The organism is Leifsonia xyli subsp. xyli str. CTCB07 (genome assembly GCF_000007665.1).
GTDB classification, from domain to species: domain Bacteria; phylum Actinomycetota; class Actinomycetes; order Actinomycetales; family Microbacteriaceae; genus Leifsonia; species Leifsonia xyli_C.
Genome location: NC_006087.1, coordinates 612,605 through 639,041, shown reverse-complemented (window position 1 = coordinate 639,041; position 26,437 = coordinate 612,605). Strand labels below are relative to the sequence as shown.

At 69.0% G+C, this 26,437-nt stretch carries 30 protein-coding genes and 3 pseudogenes; 11 read left to right on the top strand and 22 right to left on the bottom strand.

Annotation, left to right across the window (positions count from 1 at the left end; all coding sequences use genetic code 11):
- Positions 1-142: 142 nt before the first annotated feature.
- The 8 genes from fliF to fliD all read right to left on the bottom strand — a co-directional run bounded on the left by fliF (position 143) and on the right by fliD (position 4,462).
- Positions 143-1,468: a flagellar basal-body MS-ring/collar protein FliF gene (gene fliF / locus LXX_RS03095; protein WP_011185586.1), complete on the bottom strand. Its 1,326-nt coding sequence runs from the start codon at positions 1,466-1,468 to the stop codon at positions 143-145.
- Positions 1,468-1,782 carry a flagellar hook-basal body complex protein FliE gene (locus tag LXX_RS03090; protein ID WP_011185585.1) on the bottom strand — a complete coding sequence of 105 codons (315 nt, stop codon included), beginning with the start codon at positions 1,780-1,782 and terminating at the stop codon, positions 1,468-1,470. The genes fliF and LXX_RS03090 overlap by 1 nt, the downstream gene beginning before the upstream one ends.
- Positions 1,782-2,180: a flagellar basal body rod protein FlgC gene (locus LXX_RS03085; protein WP_011185584.1), complete on the bottom strand. Its 399-nt coding sequence runs from the start codon at positions 2,178-2,180 to the stop codon at positions 1,782-1,784. Before LXX_RS03085 ends, LXX_RS03090 begins: the two co-directional genes overlap by 1 nt.
- Complete coding sequence (locus LXX_RS03080; RefSeq protein WP_011185583.1) at positions 2,177-2,533, bottom strand: hypothetical protein; 357 nt, start codon at positions 2,531-2,533, stop codon at positions 2,177-2,179. Before LXX_RS03080 ends, LXX_RS03085 begins: the two co-directional genes overlap by 4 nt.
- Positions 2,534-2,696: 163 nt before the next feature.
- The gene (locus LXX_RS03075; protein ID WP_041767191.1) at positions 2,697-2,972 is read right to left on the bottom strand and encodes a hypothetical protein; all 276 of its coding nucleotides are present in this window, start codon (positions 2,970-2,972) and stop codon (positions 2,697-2,699) included.
- A complete protein-coding gene (gene fliS, locus LXX_RS03070) occupies positions 2,965-3,399 on the bottom strand; it encodes a flagellar export chaperone FliS (RefSeq protein WP_011185581.1) in 435 nt (144 codons plus the stop codon). Before fliS ends, LXX_RS03075 begins: the two co-directional genes overlap by 8 nt.
- Before the next feature lie 19 nt (positions 3,400-3,418).
- Positions 3,419-3,583 (bottom strand): hypothetical protein, encoded by a 165-nt coding sequence (locus tag LXX_RS14815; RefSeq protein ID WP_176714773.1) that lies wholly within the window; start codon positions 3,581-3,583, stop codon positions 3,419-3,421.
- A 69-nt stretch (positions 3,584-3,652) separates the two neighbouring features.
- Positions 3,653-4,462 (bottom strand): flagellar filament capping protein FliD, encoded by an 810-nt coding sequence (fliD, locus tag LXX_RS12545; RefSeq protein WP_050737825.1) that lies wholly within the window; start codon positions 4,460-4,462, stop codon positions 3,653-3,655.
- Here fliD and LXX_RS12540 point away from each other — a divergent pair.
- Positions 4,446-4,658, top strand: coding sequence for a hypothetical protein (locus tag LXX_RS12540; RefSeq protein WP_050737824.1), 213 nt, complete (start codon positions 4,446-4,448; stop codon positions 4,656-4,658). The genes fliD and LXX_RS12540 overlap by 17 nt on opposite strands.
- Before the next feature lie 2 nt (positions 4,659-4,660).
- On the opposite strand, the gene LXX_RS12535 is transcribed toward LXX_RS12540, so the two are convergent.
- From LXX_RS12535 to LXX_RS03050, 4 genes and pseudogenes are all read right to left on the bottom strand, one after another.
- Positions 4,661-4,855, bottom strand: a complete 195-nt coding sequence (locus LXX_RS12535; protein WP_050737823.1) for a hypothetical protein — start codon at positions 4,853-4,855, stop codon at positions 4,661-4,663.
- A 117-nt stretch (positions 4,856-4,972) separates the two neighbouring features.
- Positions 4,973-5,806, bottom strand: coding sequence for a flagellin (locus LXX_RS03060; protein ID WP_011185580.1), 834 nt, complete (start codon positions 5,804-5,806; stop codon positions 4,973-4,975).
- A 225-nt stretch (positions 5,807-6,031) separates the two neighbouring features.
- Entirely contained in the window at positions 6,032-6,850 is an 819-nt protein-coding gene (locus LXX_RS03055) for a sigma-70 family RNA polymerase sigma factor (RefSeq protein ID WP_011185579.1), read from the bottom strand.
- A gap of 218 nt (positions 6,851-7,068) precedes the next feature.
- Positions 7,069-8,067: pseudogene (locus LXX_RS03050) on the bottom strand (IS481-like element ISLxx4 family transposase).
- Positions 8,068-8,200: 133 nt separating this feature from the next.
- On the opposite strand from LXX_RS03050, the gene LXX_RS03045 reads away from it, so the two are divergent.
- The 5 genes and pseudogenes from LXX_RS03045 to fliW all read left to right on the top strand — a co-directional run bounded on the left by LXX_RS03045 (position 8,201) and on the right by fliW (position 11,391).
- Positions 8,201-8,686, top strand: coding sequence for a flagellar protein FlgN (locus tag LXX_RS03045; RefSeq protein WP_041767189.1), 486 nt, complete (start codon positions 8,201-8,203; stop codon positions 8,684-8,686).
- A 38-nt stretch (positions 8,687-8,724) separates the two neighbouring features.
- Positions 8,725-8,826 (top strand): annotated as a pseudogene (locus tag LXX_RS16545) (hypothetical protein); the annotation flags it as partial.
- 38 nt (positions 8,827-8,864) lie between these two features.
- Positions 8,865-10,160: pseudogene (gene flgK / locus LXX_RS03040) on the top strand (flagellar hook-associated protein FlgK); the annotation flags it as partial.
- 2 nt (positions 10,161-10,162) lie between these two features.
- Positions 10,163-11,035: a flagellar hook-associated protein FlgL gene (gene flgL / locus LXX_RS03035; protein ID WP_011185577.1), complete on the top strand. Its 873-nt coding sequence runs from the start codon at positions 10,163-10,165 to the stop codon at positions 11,033-11,035.
- Between the two features lie 8 nt (positions 11,036-11,043).
- The gene (gene fliW / locus LXX_RS12530) at positions 11,044-11,391 is read left to right on the top strand and encodes a flagellar assembly protein FliW (RefSeq protein WP_050737820.1); all 348 of its coding nucleotides are present in this window, start codon (positions 11,044-11,046) and stop codon (positions 11,389-11,391) included.
- Between the two features lie 16 nt (positions 11,392-11,407).
- Here fliW and LXX_RS03025 read toward each other — a convergent pair whose 3' ends face one another.
- The 3 genes from LXX_RS03025 to tyrS form a co-directional block, all read right to left on the bottom strand.
- Positions 11,408-12,181, bottom strand: a complete 774-nt coding sequence (locus LXX_RS03025) for a TlyA family RNA methyltransferase (RefSeq protein WP_011185575.1) — start codon at positions 12,179-12,181, stop codon at positions 11,408-11,410.
- Positions 12,182-12,232: 51 nt separating this feature from the next.
- The gene (locus LXX_RS03020; RefSeq protein WP_011185574.1) at positions 12,233-13,288 is read right to left on the bottom strand and encodes a glycosyltransferase family 4 protein; all 1,056 of its coding nucleotides are present in this window, start codon (positions 13,286-13,288) and stop codon (positions 12,233-12,235) included.
- Between the two features lie 229 nt (positions 13,289-13,517).
- Positions 13,518-14,846 carry a tyrosine--tRNA ligase gene (tyrS, locus tag LXX_RS03010; protein ID WP_011185572.1) on the bottom strand — a complete coding sequence of 443 codons (1,329 nt, stop codon included), beginning with the start codon at positions 14,844-14,846 and terminating at the stop codon, positions 13,518-13,520.
- Positions 14,847-14,977: 131 nt separating this feature from the next.
- On the opposite strand from tyrS, the gene LXX_RS03005 reads away from it, so the two are divergent.
- From LXX_RS03005 to LXX_RS15305, 3 genes are read left to right on the top strand one after another with little or no spacing between them, the layout of a single operon-like run.
- Entirely contained in the window at positions 14,978-15,607 is a 630-nt protein-coding gene (locus LXX_RS03005) for a hypothetical protein (RefSeq protein ID WP_011185571.1), read from the top strand.
- Positions 15,604-15,807, top strand: a complete 204-nt coding sequence (locus tag LXX_RS15310; RefSeq protein ID WP_011185570.1) for a hypothetical protein — start codon at positions 15,604-15,606, stop codon at positions 15,805-15,807. Before LXX_RS03005 ends, LXX_RS15310 begins: the two co-directional genes overlap by 4 nt.
- 24 nt (positions 15,808-15,831) lie before the next feature.
- Positions 15,832-16,269 carry a hypothetical protein gene (locus LXX_RS15305; protein WP_011185569.1) on the top strand — a complete coding sequence of 146 codons (438 nt, stop codon included), beginning with the start codon at positions 15,832-15,834 and terminating at the stop codon, positions 16,267-16,269.
- Between the two features lie 401 nt (positions 16,270-16,670).
- Here the strand turns inward: LXX_RS15305 and LXX_RS02995 are convergent, their stop codons facing one another.
- The 7 genes from LXX_RS02995 to argC all read right to left on the bottom strand — a co-directional run bounded on the left by LXX_RS02995 (position 16,671) and on the right by argC (position 24,144).
- A complete protein-coding gene (locus LXX_RS02995; RefSeq protein WP_041767183.1) occupies positions 16,671-17,300 on the bottom strand; it encodes a DNA-3-methyladenine glycosylase in 630 nt (209 codons plus the stop codon).
- Between the two features lie 111 nt (positions 17,301-17,411).
- Positions 17,412-18,875 (bottom strand): argininosuccinate lyase, encoded by a 1,464-nt coding sequence (gene argH / locus LXX_RS02990; protein ID WP_041767181.1) that lies wholly within the window; start codon positions 18,873-18,875, stop codon positions 17,412-17,414.
- Positions 18,872-19,810, bottom strand: a complete 939-nt coding sequence (gene argF, locus LXX_RS02985) for an ornithine carbamoyltransferase (RefSeq protein WP_011185565.1) — start codon at positions 19,808-19,810, stop codon at positions 18,872-18,874. The genes argH and argF overlap by 4 nt, the downstream gene beginning before the upstream one ends.
- 21 nt (positions 19,811-19,831) lie before the next feature.
- On the bottom strand, positions 19,832-21,043 hold the full coding sequence (locus tag LXX_RS02980; protein WP_011185564.1) for an acetylornithine transaminase: 1,212 nt from the start codon (positions 21,041-21,043) through the stop codon (positions 19,832-19,834).
- Positions 21,040-21,948 carry an acetylglutamate kinase gene (argB, locus tag LXX_RS02975; protein ID WP_011185563.1) on the bottom strand — a complete coding sequence of 303 codons (909 nt, stop codon included), beginning with the start codon at positions 21,946-21,948 and terminating at the stop codon, positions 21,040-21,042. Before argB ends, LXX_RS02980 begins: the two co-directional genes overlap by 4 nt.
- Position 21,949: 1 nt before the next feature.
- Positions 21,950-23,104 carry a bifunctional glutamate N-acetyltransferase/amino-acid acetyltransferase ArgJ gene (gene argJ, locus LXX_RS02970; protein WP_011185562.1) on the bottom strand — a complete coding sequence of 385 codons (1,155 nt, stop codon included), beginning with the start codon at positions 23,102-23,104 and terminating at the stop codon, positions 21,950-21,952.
- On the bottom strand, positions 23,101-24,144 hold the full coding sequence (gene argC / locus LXX_RS02965) for an N-acetyl-gamma-glutamyl-phosphate reductase (RefSeq protein WP_011185561.1): 1,044 nt from the start codon (positions 24,142-24,144) through the stop codon (positions 23,101-23,103). Before argC ends, argJ begins: the two co-directional genes overlap by 4 nt.
- Before the next feature lie 279 nt (positions 24,145-24,423).
- Between argC and LXX_RS02960 the strand changes: the two genes are divergently transcribed.
- Both LXX_RS02960 and LXX_RS02955 read left to right on the top strand, forming a co-directional pair.
- Positions 24,424-24,690 (top strand): hypothetical protein, encoded by a 267-nt coding sequence (locus LXX_RS02960; protein WP_041767178.1) that lies wholly within the window; start codon positions 24,424-24,426, stop codon positions 24,688-24,690.
- An 8-nt stretch (positions 24,691-24,698) separates the two neighbouring features.
- Positions 24,699-26,105, top strand: coding sequence for a hypothetical protein (locus tag LXX_RS02955; RefSeq protein ID WP_041767176.1), 1,407 nt, complete (start codon positions 24,699-24,701; stop codon positions 26,103-26,105).
- The last annotated feature ends 332 nt before the right edge of the window (positions 26,106-26,437 follow it).

The window sequence follows — 26,437 nt, the reverse complement described above, 5'->3', positions numbered from 1 at the left end:
GGAGGTTAGCGTCGACATTCGGGGCGGCAAGTTTGGCGACGGCAGGCCGGTCGCCGAAATCGAACGGGAATCCGGCGGCGTCCGCCTCGCCCCCCCTCCTGTGGCTTCGCCGTGCGGCGGCGACGGTAGGCGATCCAGACGATCAGCGCGGCGGGAGGGCGACGGCGACCAGGCCCTCGCGGGTCCACTCGGCGAGCTGCTGCCCCTGCTGATCTTGCTGCGCCTGCTTGAGCGCCTGCTGCGCGGCCTTGGAGAACCCGACGAACTCGACCGAAACGGTGTCGCCGCGAGTCGTTTCGACACCGGCGGCCGCGGAGACCATCTGACTCAGCTGGGCGGTGGCGAGCCCGGCGGCCTCCGCCACAGTCTTGTTCACGACGACCGAGACGGTGAGCCGCTGGAGAAGTCCGGCGGGGATGCTCTGGGTCTCGGTGACGCTGTTGAGAGCGTTGTCCTTGACGAGCTTAGCCGATTGGTAGGAGCCGTTGCCGCCGACAGCGCGGGTGGTGTTGCGGGTGCCGTTCGTGGCGACGTCGAGGCTCGGCTGCCCGAGGACGCCGGCGGCGGCTGGACCGCTTCCGGTGTACGTCTCCTTCTCCTCGCTTGAGCTGGTCACCGGAGCGCCAGTCGGGACGGTGTACGTCTGGGTGGTCTTGGTGCCGGTCGCCTGCGAGAGGCTGGCGTTGGCTGTGACAGTGGAGTTGCCGGAGCCGAGCACCTTGTCGAGCATCCCCTGCACGGCTGACTGGACGCTCGCCTGAAGGGTGTCCGCGGTGCCATCGGAAACCGATGCGGAGCCGCCGATGGCGGAGAGGACAGCTCCGCTGGAGTCGATGACGGACACATCGGCCGGCTTCATTCCGACGATCGCTGCGCTGGTCAGATGGACGATCGCCTGCACCTGGCCACGGGTGAGCGTGTGTCCGGACGCGGTGGCGATGAACACGCTCGCGGTCGGGTCCGCTGCCTGGTCGGTGAAGACCGTCTTTTCGGGGATCGCCAGTTTGACCGAGGAGGACTTCACGCCGTCCATCGCTTCGATGGTGTTGGCGAGCTCGCCCTCCATCGCACGCTGGTAGGTGACGCTCTGCTGGAACTCGCTGGTGGTGATGCTCATGTTGTCCAGCAGCGAGTAGCCCTTGTTCGCCGCCGTCGGCAACCCGGCCGCGGCGGACTTCAGGCGCTCGGTGTAGACGCTCTCCTGCGGCACGAGGATGCTGCTGCCGCCGTCGGTGAGCTGATAGCTGACGTTGTCGGTCTTCAGCTGCTGAGTGATCGCCTCCGCGTCGGCCGCCGAGAGCCCGGTGTACAGCGGTACGCGCTGCGGCTGGGACATCCAGAGGGACAGCCCGGTGACCCCGAGGGCCAGGACCAGAACCGCGAGGATCGAGACGGTCTTCTGCGCGAACGAGAACCCGGCAGCGGCGCTGCTGATCTTCTTCCAGGCCGTGGTGAGCCGAGGGGGCATCAGGCCTCCATTCGCATGATGGTGTTGAACGCGTCGACGGCCTGGTTCTTGACGGTGGCGAACAGCTGTATCTCCGTGGACACGCGTGCGGCGGCGACGGTCGCATCCTGGATGTCGTCGAGGCTGCCGGTGACCGCCTGGATGTTCAGCCGGTCGGAGACCGTCTGGGACTGCTGCACCCCGTTCACAGCGCTGGCGAGGGACGCCGCGAAGCCGCCGTCGCCGGCGGGGGAGCGACCGGCGACGGGAACGGCCGGACCGATCGGCCCAGCCGACCCGGTGGCGGTGAGGGGGGCGAGGGCGGAGATGGGCACTACTTCTGTCCGATCTGGAGGGCTGACTGGTACATATAGCGGGCGGAGGAGACCGTGTTCGCATTGGCCTGGTAGGCGCGCTGGGCCATGATCAGGTTGGTCATCTGCACCGACAGGTCGATGCCGGTGCCACGGACGTACCCCTGCGCGTCGGCGTTCGGGTCGCGGAGCGAGTACACCAGGCGGCCGGCAGCGGACCCGAAGGGAGTCCCGGCGACGGCGACACCGCCGGAGTCGGAGTCCGCCTGCGCCAGCACGAACCGCTCCTGGAAAGCCGGATTGGCGCGGTTCGTGGTGTCGTCGATGTTCGCGAGGTTGTCGCCGATGGCGTCCAACCACTTCTGGTTCAGGTTCATACCGGTGCCGGCGATACCGATCGCATCGAGTTGCACCGTCACACCTCCATCGCTGCGCGCATCGAGGAGAACTGCTGTTGCGCAGCCTGCGACGCGAACTGGAACTTCAGGTTCGCGCTGATCTGCTGGGTCGTCTCGGAGGCGAGGTCGACATTGTTGCCGTTCAGTCGCGTCGGCTCGAGGCTCTCGGCCGGCGTCAGCGCGCTCGAGCCGAGGAGACCGCTGCCCGCGGCGACGGAGGCGGCCAGCGTGTCCGCGAACTGAACCTCCTGGGCCGTGTAGCCGGGGGGTCCACGTTCGCGATGTTTCTGGCGATGGCGCGCTGCTGTGCGTCGTAGCCGTCCAGCGCGGATGTCATAGCGTTCAGGGTCACGGAGTGAAGCACGACGAATCACCTCATCGGGGAGTGGGCCGGGGCCGATCCGTGGCCGGGGAGACGAGCTTTCCGTGCTCGACTAGCTAATCGGCCGAACCCGGCCAGGTGTAAACACGAACGGCGCGGGATCGGTGCTGCTCTCGCACCACGACACCGCGCGGCGCGAGGTCCGCAGGTGAGGGTCAGAGCGCCTCGTCCAGGTACTGCGGCTCATCGGCGGCGAAAAGGGCCGGGACGATGCTGACCATCTTCTTCCGGCTGTCCAGCTGTGCGAGCTCTTCCTGCACAGCCGTGATGGACGCGGAGATCCTGGCGAGGACCAGGCGGGCGCGATCGTGCAGCGTCCCGGGGATCGGGCCGAGACCGGCCGGCGGCTGCCACTCCCCCAGACGGGCGTCCCGGGAGCGGGCCAGGGACTCCATCTGGTCGAGCGCTTGCGACCAGGTCGGCTCAGGCAACGGCGATCACCTGCGACTCCTCGCCGGCCTCCGCCGTCGTCTGCCACGAAGGCCGTGTCGCCAGAGACGCGGACGCCTCCTGGAACGCCTCGCGGAGCGGCTGCATCAGAGCGATGCACTCGTCGAGGAGTCCGGGGTTGCGGGTGAGGTTCGCCCGGACGAGGGCGGTGGCGACGTAGATGTAGAGGCTCAGCAGCCCGTCTGCGCCATCCCAGACATCCGTGCGGAGCGAGCCGGCAAGCGTCGCGATGATCTCGCCCGCGTGGGCAATGCGGTTCATGGCTTCGGCGGAGTCATCCGTGAGCAGAGCCTCGCGGCCGAAGGTGAGGTCGAGGAGGAGCCGGTCGTAGAACATCGTCAGCAGCTGGGCCGGGGAAGCGGAGAGGATGGCATTGTCGCGGTACGTGGCGAGGGGATTGGCGGGCATGGCGAGGCGCCTCCTGGTGCTACTTCGAGGTGAACATGGCGTCGAACTGCTGGGAGAGGTAGGCCTGCACGTTCTGCAACTGTCCGAGGGTTCTGACGAGGGCGGCATACTGGGCTTCGAGGCGGATGCGCTGCTGGACGAGCCGGACCGTCCACGCGTCGATTCCGTTCCGATCCGCGTCCACGACCTTCTTCTTCGCAGCGATCGACGTTGTGAGGGAACCGAGCTGCGCGTCAGAGGCTTTCGTGGCGATCTAGGCGATACGGGTGGAGATCTGCTGAACCGCGGCGACCGTCCCGGTGAGATCGGCCGCGATCGCCGCGGCGAATGCCGGGGCGTCGACGTCGATGGTGCCGTCGGGGTTCAGGGTGAACCCGTACCGCGCCGGGGAGACCGTGGCTCCGGCTCCGAGCGGGGCGGAGACCGCCTTGATGATCTGGAAGCGGAACGCCGAGATGGTGCTGTCACCGGCGAACGACGCCGGTGTCGTCGTAGTGCTGCCGTCGGCGTTCGTCTTCGTCTGGTCCTTCGAGTTCGTGTCGATGAACTGGACGATCTGCGTGACGGCGGCGACGAGGGCGGCGGCGTTGGAGCCGACGCTCTTGGCGTCGGTGGAACTGGTGAGGGTGACAGCGCTGGCCGTCGGTGCGGAGACCGTGACGTCGATGCCCTGGAGGAGGCCCTCGAAGGTATTGCCCGAGCTGGTGACGACCTGCGCTGACGACGTGCCCGGGTAGAGGGTGATCTGAGCGTCCTGGGCGCTGGAGAGAGTGCTCGCGATCGCTGTGGCCGCGGTGCCGGCGCGAACATCGGCGACCGTGCCGGCGTAGAGCCGGAACGCGCCGCCGGCGCCGGCGGTCTTCGAGCTGAGCTGGAGGCGGGAGAGCGCATTGCCGTCTCCGTCTTTGCCGGCGGCGACCACGGTGGCGGCCACGCCCTTGCCGGAGGCGTTGATGGCGGCAGCGATGTCGTGGAGGTCGGTGGACTTCGCGGCGATGGCGGTCGCAGCGCCGGTGGCGTCGACGATGGTGACGGCGGTGTTCGCAGTGGGCCAGACCGTCATCGGGCGGGTGACGGACACTTGGGACTGGGCGATCTTCTCGACGCTGAGGGTGAAGGCGGTGGCAGCGGCCGTGGTTCCGGCGGTTGCGGTGACGGATTTGTCCGTGCTGCTGACGGTGAGCAGTTTCAGGCCGTTGGCGCCGTCGGCCTTCGCGGTGGTGGCGAGCGTGGAGAGGAAATCGTTGAGGTTTTTGTAGGCCTAGATGACGGTGGTCTCAGCGGCGAGCCCGGCCTGGAGCTTCGCCTGCGGCACGGCGGCCGCGCGCATGAGGGCGTTGACGATGGAGTCGGTGTCGAGATTGCCGACCAGACCGCCGACATGCACCTTGCCGTCGTCGCCGACCGTGAGGCTGGGCATGCTGTTCGCGGTGCCGATTGCGCTGATGGGGCTCACCTGTGTCCTCCGTTGCGTCGAGGGGGAGATCGTCTACGGGCAAATCGTTGCGGCGAGGGGGAGAAGCGGAACCGGTGGCGGCGGTGGAACTCCCCGCCACCGATCCGTGGCCGGCGGCTAGCCCTGCAGCAGCTTGAGGACCTGCTGGTTCTGCTGGTTCGCCTGCGAGAGCATGGCGGTGCCGGCCTGGGTCAGCACGTTCAGCTTGGTGAAGTTGGCCATCTCGGAGGCCGTATCGGTGTCCGCGATGGTCGATTTGGCCTCCTGGAGGTTCTCGATGTTGGTCGCCAGGGTCGAGGCCACGTAGTTCAGGCGGTTCTGGGTCGCACCCAGGCTGGCCGACGTCGTGGAGATCGACTGGATATTGGCGTCGAGCGTGCCGATACCCGCGAGGGAACCCGACGCGGTCGTCAGGTCGATGGCTTTGACCGCCGTGACGATGGCGGCGATCTTGACGCCGGTCAGGTCGATGCCGATCTGGTCGTTCACGGCGACGGAGCCCGAGCCGACCTGGAGGGTCAGGTTGGCGGTGCTGTCGAGCAGCTTGACACCGTTGTAGTTCGTCGACGCCGAGATCTGGGTCAGCTGGTCGGCGAGAGCGTTGACCTCGGTCCTGATGTCCAAGCGCGAGTTCGTATCGTTGGTGTCAGTTCCGGCCTGGACGGTCAGGTCGCGGACACGCTGCAAGATGTCGGAGACCGACTTCAGCGCGCCGGAGGCAATCTGGACCAGTGCGATGCCGCTGGCGGTGTTCTTGCCGGCCTGAGTGAGTCCGCCGATCTGCGACTGCAGGCCGATCACGACCGCGCTGCCGGCAGCGTCGTCCGCCGTCGTGTTGATTGCGGAAGCGATGGACAGCTTCTGCATAGAGCTGGCCAGAGCCGCATTGTTCTTGTTGATCGCATTGATCGTCTGCAGGGCAGAGACGTTGGTTTTGATGGTCATTGCCATTATGGGTTCCTCCATGGTGTGTGGCGGTGCCGAGCGTGTGGTTATTCGCTGTGCCTCGCTGACCCATCCGTGGGCCAGCGATGACGCACTATCGGCCGCCGAATCGGCGATGTAAGCGGATGCCCGAAGATTCTCCGGCTTCGCCGCAAAACCGCGATGGAGGAAGCGGCTGCGCCGCTGGCGGCCCCCGCTGCGGCTGCCCAGCGCTTGCGAAGCCGGACGGCCTCAGACGCTGCTTTCGAGGACTGGGCCGGCGGTTTTGGACATATCGGCGAGCCGGTTCAGGTACATGGTGCGTTTGGGGGTCATCTTCGCTGAGGGCGCTTGCCCCGCGGCGGCGTCGAAATGGCGGACCCAGCCTTCGTGGAGCATCCGGACGGCTTCGCTTTTGGTCATGGAGACGGCGGCGTGGGTGATGCCGAGTTCGGCAGCGACATCTTTGACCTGCCTCTCCTCGCAGAAGATGCGAGTGACGACCAAACGCAGCCGATCTGGAAGCGCCTCGACGGCGGTCCGCAGGAAAACATCCCGTTCGGTGATCTCCGCGGCCTCATCCGGGGCGAGGTCGTCGAAGCTGACCGGCCCGGTCGCCTGATGATGCATTGCCTCAGCGAGGGCCTTCTTGCCGATGCCGAGGAGCGAAGCGACCTCGTCCTCCGTCGGTGTGCGCCCGAGCGTCTTCGCGAGGTCGTCGCGGGCGGACTGCGCCGCCTTGATGCGCTTGCGCATGCCGCGGGAGACCCAGTCCTTCGAGCGGAGCTCGTCGGAGATCGCGCCGGAGATGCGGGTGCGGGCGTACGAGGCGAAGGTGACGCCCTTGTCCGGGTCGAACGCCCGGGGAAGGGCGAGGTTCCCGGCGGACGCGAGCTCGTCCCGGTCGAGGTGGGCGGCCTTCATACACAGATCGGAGACGATGTACCCCACCAGCGGGAGATGGTCGGTGACAAGCCTATCACGTTCCTTCGTGTTCACGGAGTCCTTCTCCGCGGTGTGGCCCAGGGCGATGCGGTGGGGCGGGCCGTCTTGGCCCTGCGCGGTCAGCACCCTTCCGTGGTTACTCGTGACCTGCCACAGCTATGCACGATCTCCCCCGTTCGGCTGTCTGTGCCGCGACCGGAAGGGTCTCGCGGACCTAGCGCGCCGGAAGAGGCTGCACCACGACAGCGGGGGTCGCCCTTACTTCCCCGCCCCGGCTGCCGATATGAAGCACACGGTTGTTCACCACATCCGATGACGCCGCCGTGGCTGACCAACACGACGCGCTAGGTGTGATGTCCAGGGAGGTTGTTGTCGATTCTGCTAATGGGTGGGGCTCTGATGGCGGAGTGGTGCTGGTGATGATTGTAGAAGTGGGGCCAGCCGGGGAGTGCTTCTCGTCGTTCGGCCTCTGAACCATAGAACCGGGCGTAGGCCCAGCCGTCGGCGAGTGTGCGGTGGAAGCGTTCGATCTTCCCGTTGGTCTGTGGTCGGTATGGTCGGGTCTTCTTCGCCCTGATCCCGAGCTCTGTGCAGGCGTCTCGCCAGGCGTAGGACTTGTAGGTGGAGCCGTTGTCCGAGAGGACGAGTTCGACGCTGACATCCCGGTCGGCGAACCAGGCGACAGCACGCCGCAGGACACCGATCGCGGTGTCCGCCTTCTCGTCGGAGCAGATCTCGGCGTAGGCGACGCGGGAGTGGTCGTCGATGATCGTGTAGACGAACACGGTGCCCAACCGTGGCTCGTAGCGGTGGTTCCTGCTCTTCGTGCGGGTGGCGGTCGCTTCCCGGTTGCGTTCGCCCTGGACGCGGCCGACGAATCGTCAGCCGCCGCCGTTGGGGATGTTGCCGAACTTCGTCACGTCGACATGGATCAGCGATCCAGGGTGGTCGTGCTCGTAGCGACGGATCGGCTCGCCCGTGACCCGATCAATGGTGCAGAGCCGGTTGATGCGGCAGCACACCAGGACGGCGTGGACGGTCGAGGCGGGAAGGCCAAGCTCGCCGGCGATCTGCACCGGCCCCAGGCGTCGTCGCCACCTCGCCCGCACGATCCGCTTGAGCACGGGCAACGGCGTCCGCGTTGGCATCGATCGTGGGCGGCTAGACCGGTCGGTCATCCCTCCCGTGCCTTCGGCGCGGAACCTCGCCGCCCATTTCCGCGCGGTAACGGGCGAGACCATAAACATCTTCGCTGCGACGGAGACCAGCCAATGGTCCTCGACGATGAGCCTGGCAAGGCGCAGACGAGCGCGCGGTGTGAGAGCAGCGTTAACGTGGGACACGAAGGCCTCCTGGATCGTGAAGCGGTTGAACTGAACAGCTCCACTTCACAACCGGAGGCCCTCGCCCCTCAACTCCTCACGACCGTATCGCCGAAACAACCCCCCTGGACATCACACCTAGAGGAGCACTCAAATGGGAACCAACGAACTGTCGAACGAACTGTGGCGCCAAAGGCAGCTGCTGGAGACCCTGCTGTACAAGTTCCACATCGAGAGGCTGCTGATCAGCGCCGGTTTCACCCGGTGGATTCCGCAGGCGACCAGCGACGTCGAGACGGTCGTGAACAGGCTCAAGACCGCCGGGCTCTCCCTCGCTGTCGAGATGGTCGATGTCGCCCGCGAGTACAGCTTGTCCGATGACGTGACCCTGCGTGATGTCGTCGCCGCTGCACCGGAGGGCGCGTGGCGGGAGATCTTCGCCGCCCATCTGAAGGCGCTCAGCGACCTGACCGCCGAGATCCGTGGCACCCGGGACGAGAACAGCCGCCGCCTCCGTGCGGGACTGCGCTTCACACAGGAGACCCTCAATCTGATGGGCGAGCCATCATCGACCTACGCCGCCGACGGAACCGTTGGGTCGGCGATCCCTGCCGCTCGTCTCGTCGACGCCGCACTCTGACCCACCCGGAAGGACACCATGACGGCCGGAAAGACCCTATGACCGAGAACGCACTCGGCGGCCTGCGCGCCGCTTACTCCGGCCTCCAAGCCGCCCAGGCGGGGATGGACATCACCGGCCAGAACATCGACAACGCCAACACCGTCGGCTACGTCCGCCAGAGCGTCAGCCAGCAGTCCATTCCAACGGCCAGCCCGGCCGCGTCGGCTCGGACGCGAACGGCCCCCGGTCCGGGCAGGGCGTCGCCGTCGCCGCGATCGCCCAGTCCGGTTCCTCTCTGCTGGACGCGCAAGTCCGGAACACCGCAGCGGAAGCCGCGTACAGCAGCATGCGCTCCGGCGCGCTCGACCAGATTCAGACGATCCTCGGTGAGCCCTCCGGCGACGCGATCAGCGGACGCCTGCAAACGTTCTGGAACGCGTGGCAGTCGGTCGCCAACCGGCCCGGGAGCAGCGCCCCGGTCGGGGTGCTGCTCGGACAGGCGACGACTCTCGCCAGCACCATCGCCACAGCGTACAAAGCACTCCAGAGCCAGTGGTCGCAGACCAGCAGCCAACTGACGACGACGGTGTCTCAGCTGAACGCCGACATCGCCCACATCGCCGATCTGAACGGCCAGATCCGCACCGCCATCGCCGCCGGTGGCAACGCGAACGAACTCATCGACCAGCGCAACGTCGCCGCCCAGAGACTCGCCAAGCGCGCCGGCGGCCGTGTCGACATCGCCGGTGACAACACGATCTCTGTTTCCATCGGCGGGATCGCCGTGGTCCAGGGCACCAGCTTCGAGCAAGTGCGGGTCTCCGGCGGCACTCAGCTGGAAACGGCCGGCGCGAGCCCGGTCGGACTCGTCCTCGCCAGCGACCCGTCCGGTCCGGCGCTCACACCGTCCACCGGCGAGATCGCAGGTCTGGTCTCTCTCCTCGGCGCGGCGAACGCGTCGGGCACCGGCGGCGCACTGGCCGAGACCACCGCCCACCTCGACCAGCTCGCCACCGGCCTCGCCACCCGGGTGAACGCGATCAGCCGGACCGGCGTCTCCTCCACCGGAGCGACCGGGCTGGACTTCTTCGCGATCGGCGCCAGCCCTGCCCTGTCCCTCACCGTCATCCCGGCCGACCCGTCCGGCGTCGCCACCGGAGCGGCCGGCGCAGGAAAACTGGACGGCACCGTCGCCGACAAGATCTCGCAGATCGGCAACGCGGCCGGCTCCCCCGACGCGGCGTGGTCGGCGGCCGTCGTCCAGCTCGGCACCCGGGCGGACGTCGAATCGTCCCAGGCGTCGCTCGACTCGGCGGCGCTCGACTCGGCGACCGCCGCCCAGCAGTCGCTGGAGAGCGTCGACCTGGACGAAGAGACCATGAATCTCCTCTCCTATCAGCATGCCTACCAGGGAGCGTCGCGCGTGATGTCCGCGCTCGAGGAAGTCCTCGACCAGCTCATCAACCACACCGGACACGTTGGGATCACCTAACCATGACAATGCGCGTCACCTCCACCGCTCAGCTGCTCACCACTCAGCGGAACCTCCAGGCTGCCAAGGCCTCGATGAACGACCTCTACCAGGAAGGCACGAGAGGGGTGAAGATCGCCAAACCCTCCGACGACCCGGCCGGAGTCGCGAACCTCCTCACCGTGCGCAAGCAGCTCTCCCAGAACGCCCAGCACACCTCCAACGTCGATGACGGGATCGGCTGGATGAAGACCGTCGACTCAGCCCTCACCGGTTCCGCCGACGTGATCTCCAAGATCCGCGACCTTGTCGTGCAAGCAGCGAACACCGGAACGAGCTCCCCTGCCAACCAGGACAGCATCGTCAAGAGCATCGAGCAGCTCAAGCAGAACCTCCTCGCCCTCGCCAACACCCAGTACCTCGGCCGGAGCGTCTTCGCCGGCACATCGGACGCCGACACAGCGTTCGATGTGAAGAGCTACGCGTTCAACGGCACCCCCGGCGCCGAGGTGTCCCGGCGAGTCAGCCCATCCGCCACCATCCCGGTCTCCGCCGACGGCGCAGCCGTCTTCGGCACCGGCTCCGGCAGCGTCTTCTCCCTCATCGACGGGATCGCAACGAAGATCGCCGCCGACAGGAACGTCGGCTCCGAACTCGCCGCCATCGACTCGGCGCTGAACACCATCTCCGGCGCCCAGGCGGCCATCGGAACCAACTTCGCCCAGCTGCAACTGGGCACAGACGCGACCACGCTGGAAGAGGCCCGTTCCCGCATCGAAGACGCCGATCCCGCCGATGTCGTGCTGCGCCTGAACGCCCAGCAGGTCTCCTACCAAACCGCCCTCGCCGTCGCGGCGAAGAGCATCCAGAAAACCCTGATGGACTATCTGCGCTGAAAGGCATCATGAGCATCCCCCTCGCCCTCACCGCTCCCCTGGTCGGCCTCGAGCATCTGGTGTTCTTCGAGCTGACCCCTCTCGACGGTGTGCCTGGCTGCTACGTCCTCCGCTCGACCGAGGACCCGGGCGTCCGCCTGTACGTCCTCGACACCGCCGTCCGCCTCCCCGGCTACCGGGCAGCGCTGACGGTGGCCGGGGAGGCCGATGTGTACGTCATCGTCAGCACCCACTACGGCGCCCCCACGGTGAACCTGATCGCGCCGATCGTCGTGGATCTGCCCGCCGGCGTCGCCGGGCAGATCATCGTCGACGACCCCGATCTCAGCCGCGTGTCCGTCCCCCTCGCCGCATAGCGGACGCACACCGCCCTCAGCGCACCACGTCCCGAACCCGTTCGCGCCACTGGCCCGGATCTGTCCCCCGCACCGTCAGACGAACCAAGAACTCGGCGTTCCCACGCGAACCCACGATCGGAGACCGGATCACACCCGCCACTCCGAGACCCACATCGTGCCCCGACCAGAGAACACCGGTCAGAGCCTCCTCCTGGAGCCCCGCATCCCGCACGACTCCCTCCCGGATGCCCGACCGGCCGACCTCGAACTGCGGTTTCACCAGCAGAACGAAATCCGCATCGTCCTCCGCCACCGCCCGCAGCGCCGGGAGGACCTGCGTGAGCGAGATGAACGACAGATCGGCCACAACCAGCCCCAGACGCACCGGCCGGCCCAGCAGATCCGCGAACCGCTCCGGAGTCAGGGCACGCACATTGACGCCCTCGAACGAACGCAGCCGTCCCTCCCCCGCCAGCACGGGCGAAAGCTGGCCGTGCCCGACATCCAGCGCGACCACGGTCCCAGCGCCACGCTCGAGCAGCACCTGACTGAACCCCCCGGTCGACGCCCCCGCGTCGAGCGCGGTCCGGCCGGCGACAGGGACACCGAAAGCATCGAGCGCCGCGAGAAGCTTGTGGGCGCCACGACTCACATAGCGATCGGCTCCGGCGACAGCGAGTGCCTGCCCCGGACCGACCCGCGCAGACGTCCGGATGACCGGCTTTCCGTCCACCGTCACCAAACCCTCGGCGATCACAGCGGCCGCCCGGCTCCGCGAACGCACAAGACCCCGAACGGCCAGAGCCACATCGAGCCGCAGGAAGGCAGACTCAGACGTTCCCGGCGAAACCCCTCAACGCTACACCGCGCCGCGGCCCGTCAGCTGGCGGGCGTATTCGCGCACGTAGTCGTCCGCCATCCGCTCGACGGAGTTCGCCGCCAGGTCGGCCTCCGTCGGCTCCGGGATCGGGCCGCGGCCCTCGAAAGCGTCGATCAGCCGGGCGGCCAGCGCTTCGGCGTCCTCGCTCGGGAACACCGCACCGAGACGGCCGTGCCCGAGAGCCTCGGGGATACCGTCTGCGTCGCTGCCGACCATCTTGATGCCGGATTGGATGGCCTCGAGAACGGCGAGCGGATACGGGTCCTGGCGGGACGCCTGGACGAAGACTTCCGCGGCAGCGAGGTAGCCGGTGGGGTCCTCCGCCCGCCCTTCCAGGTGGACACGTGGAAACCACTCCTCCTCGCGGAAGCGGTCGAGCAGCTCCGGATGGTCGACGTTCCCGACGAAATAGAGGTGGGCGTCGTCCCGCTGCCGGGCCACTTCGCCGAACGCCTCCAGAAGGACATCAGACCCCTTGCGGAGCGTGACGGAGCCGATCGCGACGATGGCGCGGCCCTGCAACTGCGGTTTCGGGGGCGCCGTCACCCGGCGCGGGGAACCCATGACATCGTTGACGATGACGGTGGTCTTCCCGCGGCTCAGCCAGCTCCGCTCCATTTTGTCCTGGATGGCCTTGCTGACGCACACGACGAGGCGGCTTGCGCCGAGAAGCCGTGCGCCGCGCTGGAATTCGTTGTGGACGGTGGAGACCGTCAGCGCTGTGCGCCGGCCCAGAGAGGCCGCGAGCACCGCGGGCGCGATCGTGTGCGAGTGGAGGACCTCCTCGCCGGTCTCCGCGACCAGACGTTTGATCGCCCGGCGTGTCGCAAGCACCTCCCACGGCTTGCGCGCCCGGAAGTCCAGGCGGACGGTGCGGACGCCGCTGGCGTTGAGGAGCGGTTCGTAGTCGCCGCCGAGGGAAGCGAGGACGACATCGTGACCGGCTCTCGACTGGGTGATCGCGAGGTCGACAGCGACATTGACGAGACCGTCGGCGAAGTTTCCGACGCGCGTGCAGAAGTGGATGATTTTCATAGGCCGGGTCACCGATTTCATGCTGATACTCTGGATTCAGTATCAAATATTACCAGTTCCGCGGGTTGGCGGCGCGTCTCCAGCGTCCAACCGGGCTGAGAGCTCCCCGTGGAGGTTCGCGTACGCTTCCGCCCGTTCCGCGAGCGGCTGGCCCTCGATCACCTCAAGACGCGACAGAAGCCCCTCCTCCACGCGAGAGCCGCCGTCCTCCTCCGGTTCGCCGTCCATCTCAGACACCCTCCTCGACGAAGACGCCGGCAAGCGTCTTCTTCCCACGGCGCAGCACGAGCATACCGCCCGGCAGCAGCGCGTCGCCGACCGGGGCGTCGGCGTCCTGCACCGTCGCATTGTTGGCCGAGACGCCACCCTGGGCCACAGCGCGCCTGGCCTCGCTGAGGCTTTTGGTGAGCCCGGTGTCCACGAGCGCCTGGGCGATGGCCACACCCGGCGCCGACACCGTGTGGGGAAGCTCGCGCAGAGCGGACGCGAGGGTGTCGGTGTCCTGCTGGGCGAGGTCGCCGCCCCGCCCGAACAGCGCTTCGGACGCCGCGATCACGGCCTCCGCGGCCGCCGCACCGTGGACGAGGCTCGTCACGTCGAGCGCCAGCCGGCGCTGCGCCTCACGGCGGAACGGCTCCTCCGCGACCGCGCGCTCCAGGCGCTCGATCTCGTCGCGGTGGAGGAAGGTGAACACCTTGAGGCGGGCGATCACATCGGCGTCATCCGTATTGAGCCAGAACTGGTACATCGCATAGGGACTGGTGAGCGCCGGGTCCAGCCAGACGGCATTGCCTTCGCTCTTGCCGAACTTGGTGCCGTCGCTGTTGGTGATGAGCGGCGTACCGACGGCGTGTGCATGGCCACCCTCCACCCGGCGGATCAGCTCCGTGCCGCTCGTGAGGTTCCCCCACTGGTCGCTGCCGCCGGTCTGCAGCACGCAGCCGTGCTGGCGGTACAGCTCGAGGTAGTCGAGGCCCTGGAGGATCTGGTAGCTGAACTCGGTGTAGGAGATGCCCTCGTCAGAGTTCAGGCGCGCGGCCACGGCATCCTTCTTCAGCATCGCCCCGACGCGGAAGTGCTTGCCGATCTCGCGCAGGAAGTCGATGGCCGACAGCGGCGCGGTCCAGTCGAGGTTGTTGACCAGCCGAACGGCGTTGTCACCCTCGGCTGAGAGGAAGCGCGTGACTTGCTCTCGCAGGGAGCCGACCCACTCAGCGACGGTCTCCTTGGCGTTCAGGGTGCGCTCGGCGGACGGTTTGGGGTCGCCGATGAGGCCGGTCGACCCGCCCACCAGGCCGAACGGGCGGTGGCCGGCCAGCTGCAGCCGGCGCATGGTGAGCAGCTGGACGAGGTTCCCCAGGTGCAGACTCGGCGCTGTCGGGTCGAAACCGCAGTAGTACGCGATCGGCTCACCCGCGAGGAGCTGTTTCAGCGCGGCTTCGTCTGTGGAGACGTACACGAGTCCGCGCCAGATGAGCTCGTCCCAGACATTGTCGAAGGACGGATCGTTGGACTGCGCCCGGAGAAGCTGCTGCTGGCGGGAAGGCGAATCTGACACCCCTGAAGGCTAGCAGCGGGCAACGCGGCAGCCCGTCAGAAAATCAGGCCCAAAGACCTGATAGCACCACAATCAGGCCCACAGACCCGATAAGATCATAATCAGGTCCCTAGACCTGATTGGAGCAGGGAATGTTCGTCATCACCGCAGACCAGATCGACAGCCGGCGCCGGGCCGATCTCGCCGCTCCCCTCGTGGAAGAACTCGACAGCCGCTTCGGCGACCGCCTCGCGCTGCCGGCCGACCGGAACGCCGGCGACGAGATCCAGGCACTCAGCGCAGAACCGGCGGCCGTCCTCGAGATCGTCCTCGACCTCACCCGCTGCGGCGACTGGAGCGTCGGACTCGGCATCGGAGCCGTCCGCACCCCCCTGCCTCGCGCCACGCGCGAAGCGACCGGGGAGGCGTTCGTCGCCGCGCGCACGGCGGTCGCCCGCGCCAAACGCGCAGCCACCCGGTTCGCCGCAGACGCCACCGCCGCACCGGAACCCGCGGCGGACGCGGAAGCGCTGCTGACGCTGCTGCTCACCATTCGGGAAGCGCGAAGCGCAGCCGGCTGGGACCTCTACGACCTCGTCGCCTCCGGCCTCACGCAGGCCCAGGCGGGGGCCCGGCTCGGGATCACCCCGCAATCGGCCAGCGACCGTGCGCGGACGGCGGGAGTGCGCGTGGAACTCGCCGCGCATCCCGCGCTGACTAGGCTGTTGGAGAGAGTCGACGCCGCCCAGACGCCAGCCCGCCGAGACCGGGAGAATGGATGACCGACCCGCCGCTGCCCAGCATCCTCTCCGCTGCCGCACCGATCGCCGCCTGGACGCTCGCGCTCCTCCTGGCCATCGCCTCCCTGTGCTGCATGATCGCCACCCTCCGCCGCCCGCGCCGGGCACTGGTGTACACGGGAGCCGGACTCCTCGCACTGGCGTTGCTCGTCATCACACTGCCGCCGCACGAGGCGCCCTAAGGCTACCGCGCGCTCATCGGCATCGTGGCGCTGGCGCTCAGCGTCGTCGGCGGTGGACCGGCCGCGCAGCTCGTCCTGGCGCTCGGGACCCGCCCGGCCCCGCTGGGGGCCAACGGCGGCATTATCGTCCACGACCGTGTGAGCGGGCCCGAGAACACCAGAGAGGTCCTCCGCGTAGGCGCGACCATCGGCCTCCTCGAACGGTTCGCCGCGACCGGCGCGATCATGGCCGGCTTCCCCGAAGCGCTGACCGTCCTGATCGCGGTCAAAGGCGTCGGACGGTTCACAGAACTCGAAACACCGGAGACGCGCGAGCGTTTCATCATCGGAACGCTCGTCAGCCTCGTGTGGGCCTGCGTCTGCGCGGCTCTGTTCCGCTTCACCGCAGGGTGGCCCGCTTCACCCCCGGCGACGGAGGAGAACACCGCCGCGAGCCCCGCAAAACAAGAAAGTGAGGGATGAAACAGAACGTCGAGGGCCGAATCTGCTCCCTTTGCGACGAGTGGACAGGAAGATCATCGACTTTTGCCGCACGTCAGACTGAGTGGCAGGGGTTGTTCGTTGCTGAGGCAGCGCTCCTATCGAAAGGTTCGCAAGTCGTGAGTCGCCCCCGCGATCTCGGCGGAGAAGAAGATCCGCCTCGGCGTGGCTGCGTGGTTTGCTTACGGCCGCCTCTGGGCGAAGCGTCTCGACAACAGGAGCTGAGGAGTTACCTGGAGCAGCCCGATCCGGGCCGTAACCGGACTGTCCGACTCTGGGTATCACGCATCGGAGAGGTCTTTGTCGCGATTGCGGACAGCATTCTCAGCAACTTTCGACGCTGATGCGATCACCCTCGGGCTCAAACAGTGAGGAGACACACCCTAGCCGTGCGAAGCCGGGTGGCGCTTGTACGGCGACACCGACGGCTCGCCCGGCAGCCAGTAGCGCCACGGGAACGCCGCACCGCCGCCCGCGCCGGAGACGCCCGTCCGGGGTCCGGTCGCGTACTCCGGCTGCACGCTCGGGAGCAACAGGCCGAACGGGGGCGCGAGCAGGTCCGCGCCGTCGTCCGCGAGGCCGATCCCGGCCGCGACGACGAGGCGGGCCGGGCCGCGGGCGAGGTCGCGCTGCGGGATCCGGCGGCCGCTCGCCCCGGCACGTCGCCGTTCCGCCAGAGCAAGGCCCTCGACGATCTCAGCCCCGCGCAGCAGCACGGCCGACGCCTCCCCCGCCGGCGAGCAGACGACGTTCGCGCAGACGTGCATTCCGTAGGTGAAGTACGCGTACAGGCGGCCAGGTTCGCCGTACATCGCAGCGTTCCGCCTGGTCGGGCCACGGAAAGCGTGCGAACCCGGGTCGAGGCCCTCGCCAGTGTACGCCTCCACTTCGGTGATGCGCAGCGCGACCGGGCCCTCGGCGCTCTCGTGCCGCAGCACGGCGCCGAGAAGACGCGGGGCGACCTCGAGCGACGACGCTAGGAAGGCGTCGCGCCCGGGCTGGGCGAGGGTCACGTCAGAAGACACGGCCGCCGACGGCGACAGTCGCGACGAGGCCGGCCACGATGACCGCCGCGGACACGACGACGATGAGCGGGATGACCCACCCCGGGCGGCGCGAGGCCATCAGAGCTCCCGACGGGCGGCGAGGGAGCGCACGCGGCCGGTGAGGGCCGCGAGCTGCTCGGCGACACGCTCGGGTGCGGTTCCCCCGGCACCGGCTCGGCTGGCCACGGAACCCTCGACGGTCAGCACCGTGCGGACGTCCGGGGTCAGCAGCGGTGAGATCGCCGCGAATTGCCCGTCGGAGACCTCATGCAGTTCCAGGCCGTTCTCCTCGGCGAACCGGACCAGGCTCCCGGTCAGCTCGTGCGCGACCCGGAACGGGACGTGCCGCTTGACCAGCCACTCGGCCACATCGGTCGCGAGCGAGAAGCCCTGCGGGGCGAGTTCGGCCATCCGGTCGGTGTGGAAGCGCAAGGTCGCGACCATCCCGGCGAAGGCCGGAAGCACGACCTCGAGGGTCTGCACCGAGTCGAAGACCGGCTCTTTGTCCTCCTGGAGGTCGCGGTTGTACGCCAGCGGGAGACCCTTCAGCGTGGTGAGCAGTCCGGTCAGGTTGCCGATCAGACGCCCGGATTTGCCCCGCGCGAGTTCGGCGATGTCGGGATTCTTCTTCTGCGGCATGATCGAGGAACCGGTCGAGTAGGAGTCGTCGAGGGTGACGAACCCGAACTCGCGGGTGTTCCACAGGATGATCTCTTCGGCGAAGCGGGAGAGGTCGACACCGATCTGCGCGGCGATGAACACGAACTCGGCCACGACATCCCGTGCCGCTGTGCCGTCGATGGAGTTCTCGGAGCTGGCCGCGAACCCCAGCTCGCGCGCGACGAGCAGCGGGTCGAGGCCGAGCGTCGAGCCGGCGAGCGCACCGCCGCCGTAGGGCGAGACGTTCGCGCGCTTGTCCCAGTCGGCCAGACGCTCCAAGTCGCGGACCAGCGGCCAGCAGTGGGCGAGCAGGTGGTGGGCGAGTAGCACCGGTTGCGCGTGCTGCAGGTGGGTGCGACCGGGCAGGATGGTGGTGGGATGCGCCTCCGCCTGGGCCGCGATCGCATCCACGAGCGCGATCAGCCGCTCGGCTATGACACCCGCGTGGTCGCGAAGGTAAAGCCGGACGAGCGTGGCGATCTGGTCGTTGCGGCTCCGACCGGCGCGCAGCTTACCGCCGAGGTCGGCACCGGCGCGCTCGATGAGGCCGCGCTCGAGAGCGCCGTGAACATCCTCATCGGTCTCGGCTGCGGCGAACGCGCCGGAGGCGACGTCCTCGTCGAGGCGGTCGAGCGCCGCGAGCATCCCGGCCAGCTCATCGTCCGTGAGGTAGCCGCACGCGGCCAGGGCGGCCGCGTGCGCGCGGGAGCCGGCGAGGTCGTAGGCGGCGAGCGCCCAGTCGAAGTGCGTAGATGCGCTCAGCGCCGCGAGCTCGGGCGAGGGGCCACCGGCGAACCGGGCGCCCCAGAGCTTGCCCTCGTCGGTGTGCCCAACCCCGCCATGCACAGCCCCCGCGTGTCCGCCTTCACTGTGTGCGCTCATACCGCATCCTCCCGGTTCTTGGCCAGCAACCACGTCAGCAGGGCCTTCTGCGCGTGCAGCCGGTTCTCGGCCTCGTCCCAGACGACGGACTGGGGGCCGTCGATGACATAGGCGCTGACTTCCAGGCCCCGGTAGGCAGGCAGGCAGTGCAGGAAGATCGCCGCAGGGTCCGCGAGCCTCAGGGTCCCGGCGTTCACCGCGTAGTCGCCGAACACGGCGATCCGCTCCGCTTTCTCGTCCTCTTTGCCCATCGACACCCAGGTGTCGGTGACGATCACATCGGCGCCCGCCGCCGCTTCCCCGGGGTCGGCGGTCACGAGCACCGAGCCGCCGGTGCGGGCCGCGATCGCCTCGGCGTCCGCGACGAACCGGGGGTCCGGCGTGTACCCGGCCGGCGCGGCGATGCGGACACGCATGCCCGCTGTCACCCCGCCGAGAAGGGAAGAGTGCGCCATATTGCTCGCGCCGTCGCCGAAGAAGCTCATCGTGAGCCCGGCGGTGCGCCCTTTGCGCTCGCGGACCGTCTGCAAGTCGGCGAGGGTCTGGCAGGGGTGGACATCGTCGGAGAGCGCGTTGACCACGGGTATGCGCGTGCCGTCGACGAGCTCTTCGAGCCCCGAGTGCGCGAAAGTGCGCCACACGATGGCGGCGAGCATCCGCTCCATCACGCGCGCGGTGTCGGCAAGCGACTCCTTCGCGCCAACCTGGCTCTCCCCCGCCTGGATGATGAGCGGGTTGCCGCCGAGGTCGGCGATGCCGGTCGCGAACGAGAGGCGCGTGCGGGTCGAGGTCTTGTCGAACATCACAGCGACGGTCTGCGGACCGGCGAGCGGCCGGGCGGAGAAACGGTCGCGCTTCAGCTTGGCGGCCAAGTCGAGCACCTCGACCTGTTCGGCCGGGCTGAGGTCGTCATCGCGGAGGAAGTGCCTGGTCATGGTGGTCCTTCGGGGTGGGGGTTAGAGGGCGGCCAGAGCGCGGCCGAATCGCTCGCGGAACTCGGCGAGCTCGGCACCACCCACGATGAGCGGCGGTGCGAGGCGGATGCTGGACTCGTTCGGGGCGTTGACGATGAGACCCTGCGCGAGCGCGGCGTCCGCCAGCCGGTTCGCCTCGCCGCCGGTCAGGCCGATGCCGACGAGGAGCCCCGCGCCGCGCACCTCTCCGATCAGCGGGGAGTCGTAGGAGCGGATGATCGCCCGCAGCTCGCCGCCGCGGCGGGCCGCGTTCTCCACGAGTCCCGCACGCTCGATCTCGGCGAGCACGGCGTTGCCCGCCGCTGTCGCGAGCGGGTTGCCGCCGAAGGTGGAGCCGTGCTGTCCCTGCGTGAAGAGGTCGGAGGCCCAGCCGAACGTCACGAGCGCGCCGATCGGGATCCCGCCGGCGATGCCCTTCGCGACCGTCACAGCGTCCGGGAGGATGCCCTCGTGCTGGTAGGCGAACCAGGCTCCGGTTCGCCCGACGCCGGTCTGGATCTCGTCCAGGATGAGCAGGACGCCGTGCTGCTCGGTGAGCTCGCGAGCGCGCCGCAGGAACCCGTCCGGCAGGGCGAGCACACCCGCCTCGCCTTTGACCGGCTCGACGAAGAGGGCCGCGACCCGGTCGTCGATCGCGTGCTCCAGCGCGTCGATGGTCGAGTCGATGTGCTCCACCCCGCCCGGCAGCGGTTCGAACGCTTCGCGCATCGGCGGCTTGCCGGTGAGCGCGAGCGCGCCCATCGTGCGACCGTGGAACGCGCCGCGCAGGGCGAGAACCCGCGTGCGGACGCCGTGCGGTCCGCGGTTCAGGCGGGCCAGCTTGAAAGCCGCTTCGTTCGCCTCGGCCCCGGAGTTGGCGAACAGGACGCGGCCCTGCTCCCCCGCGCCGGTGATCGCCCGCAGCCGCTCGGCGAGCTCCAACTGCGGGGCCGTCGAGAAGTAGTTGGAGACATGCGCGAGGGTCGCCACCTGGCTGCTCACGGCCTCCACCAGTGCGGGATGGGCGTGGCCGAGCGAATTGACCGCGATCCCGGCGAGGAAGTCGAGGTACTCGTTGCCGTCCACATCCCACACCCGGCAGCCCTGGCCGCGCTCGAGCAGGAGCTTCGGCATGGCAAGGGTGCGCATCATGACCTCGGCGTAGCGCGGCTTCCACTCTGCACCGTCGATACGGCCGTTCGGGTCGCCGCTCATACCGGCGCCACCTCCGTTCCGATCCCGGACTGTGTGAACACTTCGAGCAGGATCGAGTGCTCGATGCGCCCGTCGATGATCTCGGCTTTCTCCACGCCCCCGTCGACCGCCGCCAGACAGGCTGCCATCTTCGGGATCATGCCCGACTCCAGGCCCGGGAGCAGCTCGCGGAGTTCCCGCGCGGTGATCTTCGACAGCAGTGAGTCCCGGTTCGGCCAGTCGCTGTACAGCCCGGCGACGTCGGTCAGGATGACCAGCTTCGCGGCGCGGAGCGCCACGGCGAGGGCGGCGGCGGCGGCGTCCGCGTTGACGTTGAGGGACTGCCCCGGCTCATCGATGTCCGGGGCGATCGAGGAAACGACCGGGATGCGCCCGGCGTCGATCTGGGCGAGCACAGCCTCCGGGTTCACGCCGATCACATCGCCGACGAGTCCGAGATCGACCGCCTCACCGTCCACCACCGCGCCGCGCTTGCGGCCCTGGAACAGCGCGGCGTCTTCGCCGGAGAGCCCGGCCGCGAGGGGGCCATGCTTATTGATGGCGGCCACGATGTCGCGGTTGATCTGGCCGGTGAGCACCATGCGCACCACCTCCATCGCCTCGGGCGTGGTCACGCGGTAGCCGCCGCGGAACTCGCTCTGGATACCGAGCCGGTCGAGCATCGCGGAGATCTGCGGACCGCCGCCGTGGACGATGACCGGGAGCAGACCGGCGTAGCGGAGGTAGACCATATCCTCGGCGAAAGTGCGCTGAAGCTCCTCGCTCACCATCGCATTGCCGCCGAACTTCACCACGATGATCCGGTCGTGGAAGGTCTTGAGCCACGGGAGCGACTCGATGAGGGCGGCGGCCTTGGCGATGGCGGCGGCGCGCTCGGCCGTCTCGAAGGTGTCTTCTGTCGTCATCTCAGCTGGAGTAGGCACTGTTCTCGTGGACATAGTCGTGGGTCAGGTCATTGGTCAGGATGCTCGCGCCCTCGTCCCCGGCGTGCAAATCGATGCGGACGCACACGGCGCGCGGGGCGAGGTCGACGAGGTCGCGCGGCTGGTCGGGCTCCCCCGCAGCGCACACCTGGACGCCGTTGATCGCGACGTCGATGCGGTAGGGGTCGAAAGCCGCGTCGGTCGTGCCGACCGCGGCGAGCACGCGGCCCCAGTTGGGATCGTTGCCGAAGATGGCGGCCTTGAAGAGGTTGGAGCGGGACACCGCGCGGCCGACGGTCACCGCGTCGTCCTCGGTGAGCGCGTTCGCGACCTCGATCGTGATGTCGTGGGAGGCGCCCTCGGCGTCTTCCTGCAACTGCGTCGCGAGATTGCGGCAGACCTCGGTGAGCGCGAGCGCGAACTCGTCGAGGTCGGGCTCGACGCCGCTGGCCCCGGAGCCGAGCAGGGCGACCGTGTCGTTCGTGGACATGCAGCCGTCGGAGTCGAGGCGGTCGAAGGTGACGCGCGTGGCGGCGCGGAGCGCGCTGTCGAGCTGCGCGGAGCCGAGAACGGCGTCCGTGGTGATCACGACGAGCATGGTCGCGAGGCCGGGGGCCAGCATCCCGGCGCCCTTCGCCATCCCACCGACGGTCCAGCCCGCTTTGGAGCGCTGTTCGGCCTGCTTCGGCCGAGTGTCCGTGGTCATGATCGCCTCGGCCGCGCCGAGGCCGGCGTCGGTCGCGAGGGCAGCCGTGGCGGCGTCCACCCCGGCCGTCAGCTTGGCGCGGTCGAGCTGGTCGCCGATGAGGCCGGTCGAGCAGACGAGAACGTCGCCCGCCGAGACGTCGAGCGCCGCGGCCACCGCTTCGGCCGTCGCGTGCGTGACCTGGAAGCCCGCCGCCCCCGTGTAGCAGTTCGCTCCTCCGGAGTTGAGCACGATCGAGGAGACCACGCCGTCCGCGATGACCTGCTCGCTCCAGAGCACGGGGTTCGCCTTGCACCTGTTCGTGGTGAAGACGGCGGCCGCGGCGGTCAGCGGCCCGAGGTTCTGCACGAGCGCCAGATCGCGCTCGCCGCTCGCCTTGAGACCGGCGGCGACACCGGCTGCGGCGAAGCCCTGGGCAGCGGTGACGCTCACGGGGCGACTCCATTCACGCTCAGGCCGGCGGTCTCGGCGAGGCCGAGGGCGATGTTGGCGGACTGGATGGCCGCCCCGGCGGTTCCCTTGTACAGATTGTCGATCGCGAGCACCGCGACGACCCTGCCGGCAGCCGCATCCAGTGCGACTCCGATCAAAGCCGTGTTGGCGCCGAGCACATCCGAGGTGCGCGGAACGCTCCCCGCCGGCAGCACCTGCACGAACGGCTCTCCCGCGTACGTCTCCTCCCACGCAGCCTGCACCTGCGCAGCGCTGACGCCCGGTTTCACGCGGGCGGTGGAGGTCGCCAGGATTCCGCGGGACATCGGCACCAGGACCGGTATGAACGAGATCGTCGGCGACAGCGCGCCCGCCTTCCGCAAGCTCTGCTGGATCTCCGGGATGTGCCGGTGCGTCCCGCCGACCGCGTACGGGTTCGCCGAACCGAGGATCTCGCTCGCGAGGTACATCGTCTTCAACGCTTTGCCCGCGCCCGAGGGCCCGACGGCGAGCACGGAGACGATATCGGCGTCCTCGATCAGCCCAGCGTGGATGCCGGGGGCGAGCGCCAGCGACACCGCGCTCGCATTGCACCCCGGCGCCGCGATCCGCTTGGCCCCGGCGAGGCGCTCGCGCTGCCTCCCCGCGCCGACCGGCAGCTCCGGGACGCCGTAGGCCCACGAGCCGAAGTGCTCGCCGCCGTAGAACGCCGCCCAGGCGTCCGGGTCTTCCAGCCGGTGGTCCGCACCGCAGTCGACCACGAGAGTGTCCGCCGGCAGCTGTGTGGCGATCTCTCCCGACTTCCCGTGCGGGAGAGCGAGGAAGACCACATCGTGCCCCGCCAGATTCTCCGCCGTGCTCTCCGAGAGGGTGAGGCCGGCCAGCGAGCGCAGATGCGGCTGGTGGGCGGCGAGCGGCTGACCGGCGTTCTGGTGGGCGGTCACGGTGCGGATGTCGAAATCGGGGTGATCGGCGAGGATGCGCAGCAGCTCCCCGCCCGCGTACCCGGAAGCGCCGGCGACGGCGACCGAGAAAGTCATGCTTGTTCCTTGGTGAAGTGGACGACAGGGGACCTCGGGGACGGCAACGCCCGCGTCCGACCCGAGAGGTCGCCCGAGCGCCGCCTAGCTTCGGCGGTCGCGCAGGCGTCGGCGCGGAACGGAGGCACCGACGATAAGCATGTCGACAACCCTATCGTTCCGGCGCGCCGGGACGCCAATCGCATCGAGAACGACCCCCGAAAGAGGCACGCTGCCGAGGTGGTTGAATAGTGTGCCCACTACCCGTGAACCCACCGATCCCGACCCCGGCAAACGACGATGACCCGACGCACCCAGCTCAGCCGCGGAGCCCGCCTTCTCGGCGGATACCTTGGCATCCCCCTGCTCAACGCTGTGAGCCCTCTGCTCGCGCTGCCCGCCATCGCCCACACCGCCGGGGCCGAAGGCTGGGCCGCGATCGCCATCGGCCAGTCGCTCGGCGGCGCCGCGGGCGTGCTCGTCGAACTCGGCTGGGGATCTCCGGCACCCAGCGCGTCGCCCGCCAGGCCCGCCGCAACATCGCCCAGACCTACGCGGCCGGACTGACCACGCAAATGCTGGTGGCCGTCCCCGCGCTCATCGCCGCCGCCATCGCCGCCTTCCTGCTCGCCCCGGCCCAGAACCTCACCGCTGCCGTGGTCGCCGTCGCCGCCGGCGGCTCGATCAGCGCGGCCTGGGTCTTCGTCGGCATCGCCCAGCCCCGCCGCATCCTGATCCAAGAAGCCATCCCCCGCACGGCCGCAGTGCTGGCCGCCGCGCTGGCGCTGCTCGCCGGAGCGCCGCTGATCATCTACGGCATCGCCCTGCTCGTGGCGGGGCTGCTGAGCCCGGCTCTGGCGATGCGCACGCTCGGGGTCCGGCGGGCGGACTTCCTGCGGTTGTCGCCGCGGCGGGTCGTGTTCCTCATCCGCTGCCAGTCGATGGCGTTGACGACGCGCGTCTTCTCCAGCTTCTACATCAGCTTCGGCACCGCCGCGGTCGCCCTCGTCGCACCGCAGGCAACCGCGTCGTACGCCGCGATGAACCGGCTGCTGAGGATGGCGCAGCAGGTCATCGGGACCGTTCACTTCGCCCTCAAAGGCTGGGTCGGCAAAGCGACGACGCGGGCCGAGCGCCTGCGCCGGCCCCGCCGGGCTGTCCTGACGAACGTGGTCGTCGGCCTCGTCGCCGGGGCCAGCTTCACCGTCGTCGCCCCACTCGTCGCGGAGGTCGTGTTCGCCGGTGTCGTCCACATCCCCACCCCGCTCGCCGCCATCGCAGGGGGCACGCTCGCCGTGATCTTCGTCAGCATGTCCTGCGGGCAGATCCTCCTCGTGACCCCGGGGCGGCTGGATGCGCTCGCCTGGTCCGCGGCCGCCGGAGCCCTGGTCGGCCTCCCCCTGATCCTCGCCGGCGCCGCGCTCGGCGGCACCCTCGGCGCGCTCCTCGGGCAGTTCTGCGCGGAGGCCACGGTTCTCCTCGTCCAGGCCATCGCGGCGGTGCGCACACAGCGGCGCCTCGACCGCGGCGCGTCCACTCCCGCCTCCCCCTCCTGGCTTCCACATGAACAGCCTCCGCTTCCGCCGCTAGTTCCTGATCACACCGGACTCCACCGTCGACCTCGACGGCTGGGGCCGCCACCGGGTCGCCGGGCACACCGTGTACGCGCATCCCGAGCTCAGCGTCGCCATCCACCGCGCGCCCGGCAGCAGCTTCGTCCTCCTCGGCTTCGCGATCGACCCGGAGCGGCCGGAGCAGGACGACACAGCGGTTCTCGCGGCGTTCGCGGGCCTGGTCCCGCGGCGAAAACGAGACGCTCCTGCACCGCCTGTCCGGCCGGTTCGCGCTCTTCGCCTTCGCCGGGGACGACATCTTCGTCTATCTCGATGCCACGGGGACCCGATCGGTCGAGTACACCTGGCACGAAGGGCAGTTCCACGCGGCCTCGCAGGCACACCTGCTGGCGGAGGCTATCCCACTGAAGCGGGGGGAGCGCGCGTCAATTCGACGGCAGCGTACACAAGGCGGCCGATCGCGAACACTTCCTCCCGGCCGCGACGACGCTGTACGACGAGGTGGCCCGCCTCGTCCCGAACCACCGTCTGAACGTCGCGCGACGCCGCCAGGAACGCATCTGGCCCGTCGCACCGCTGCCCGATCGGACGCTGACCGCCGCCGCGGAGTTCGCCGCCGCGCACCTGACCGCGGTGATCGGCGCGGCGTCCCGTCGCTTCCCGCTGTCCCTCCCGCTCACCACGGGGTACGACTCACGCGCTCTGATCGCGGCCGCTGCCCCGGCCGTGCGGAGTTCGAT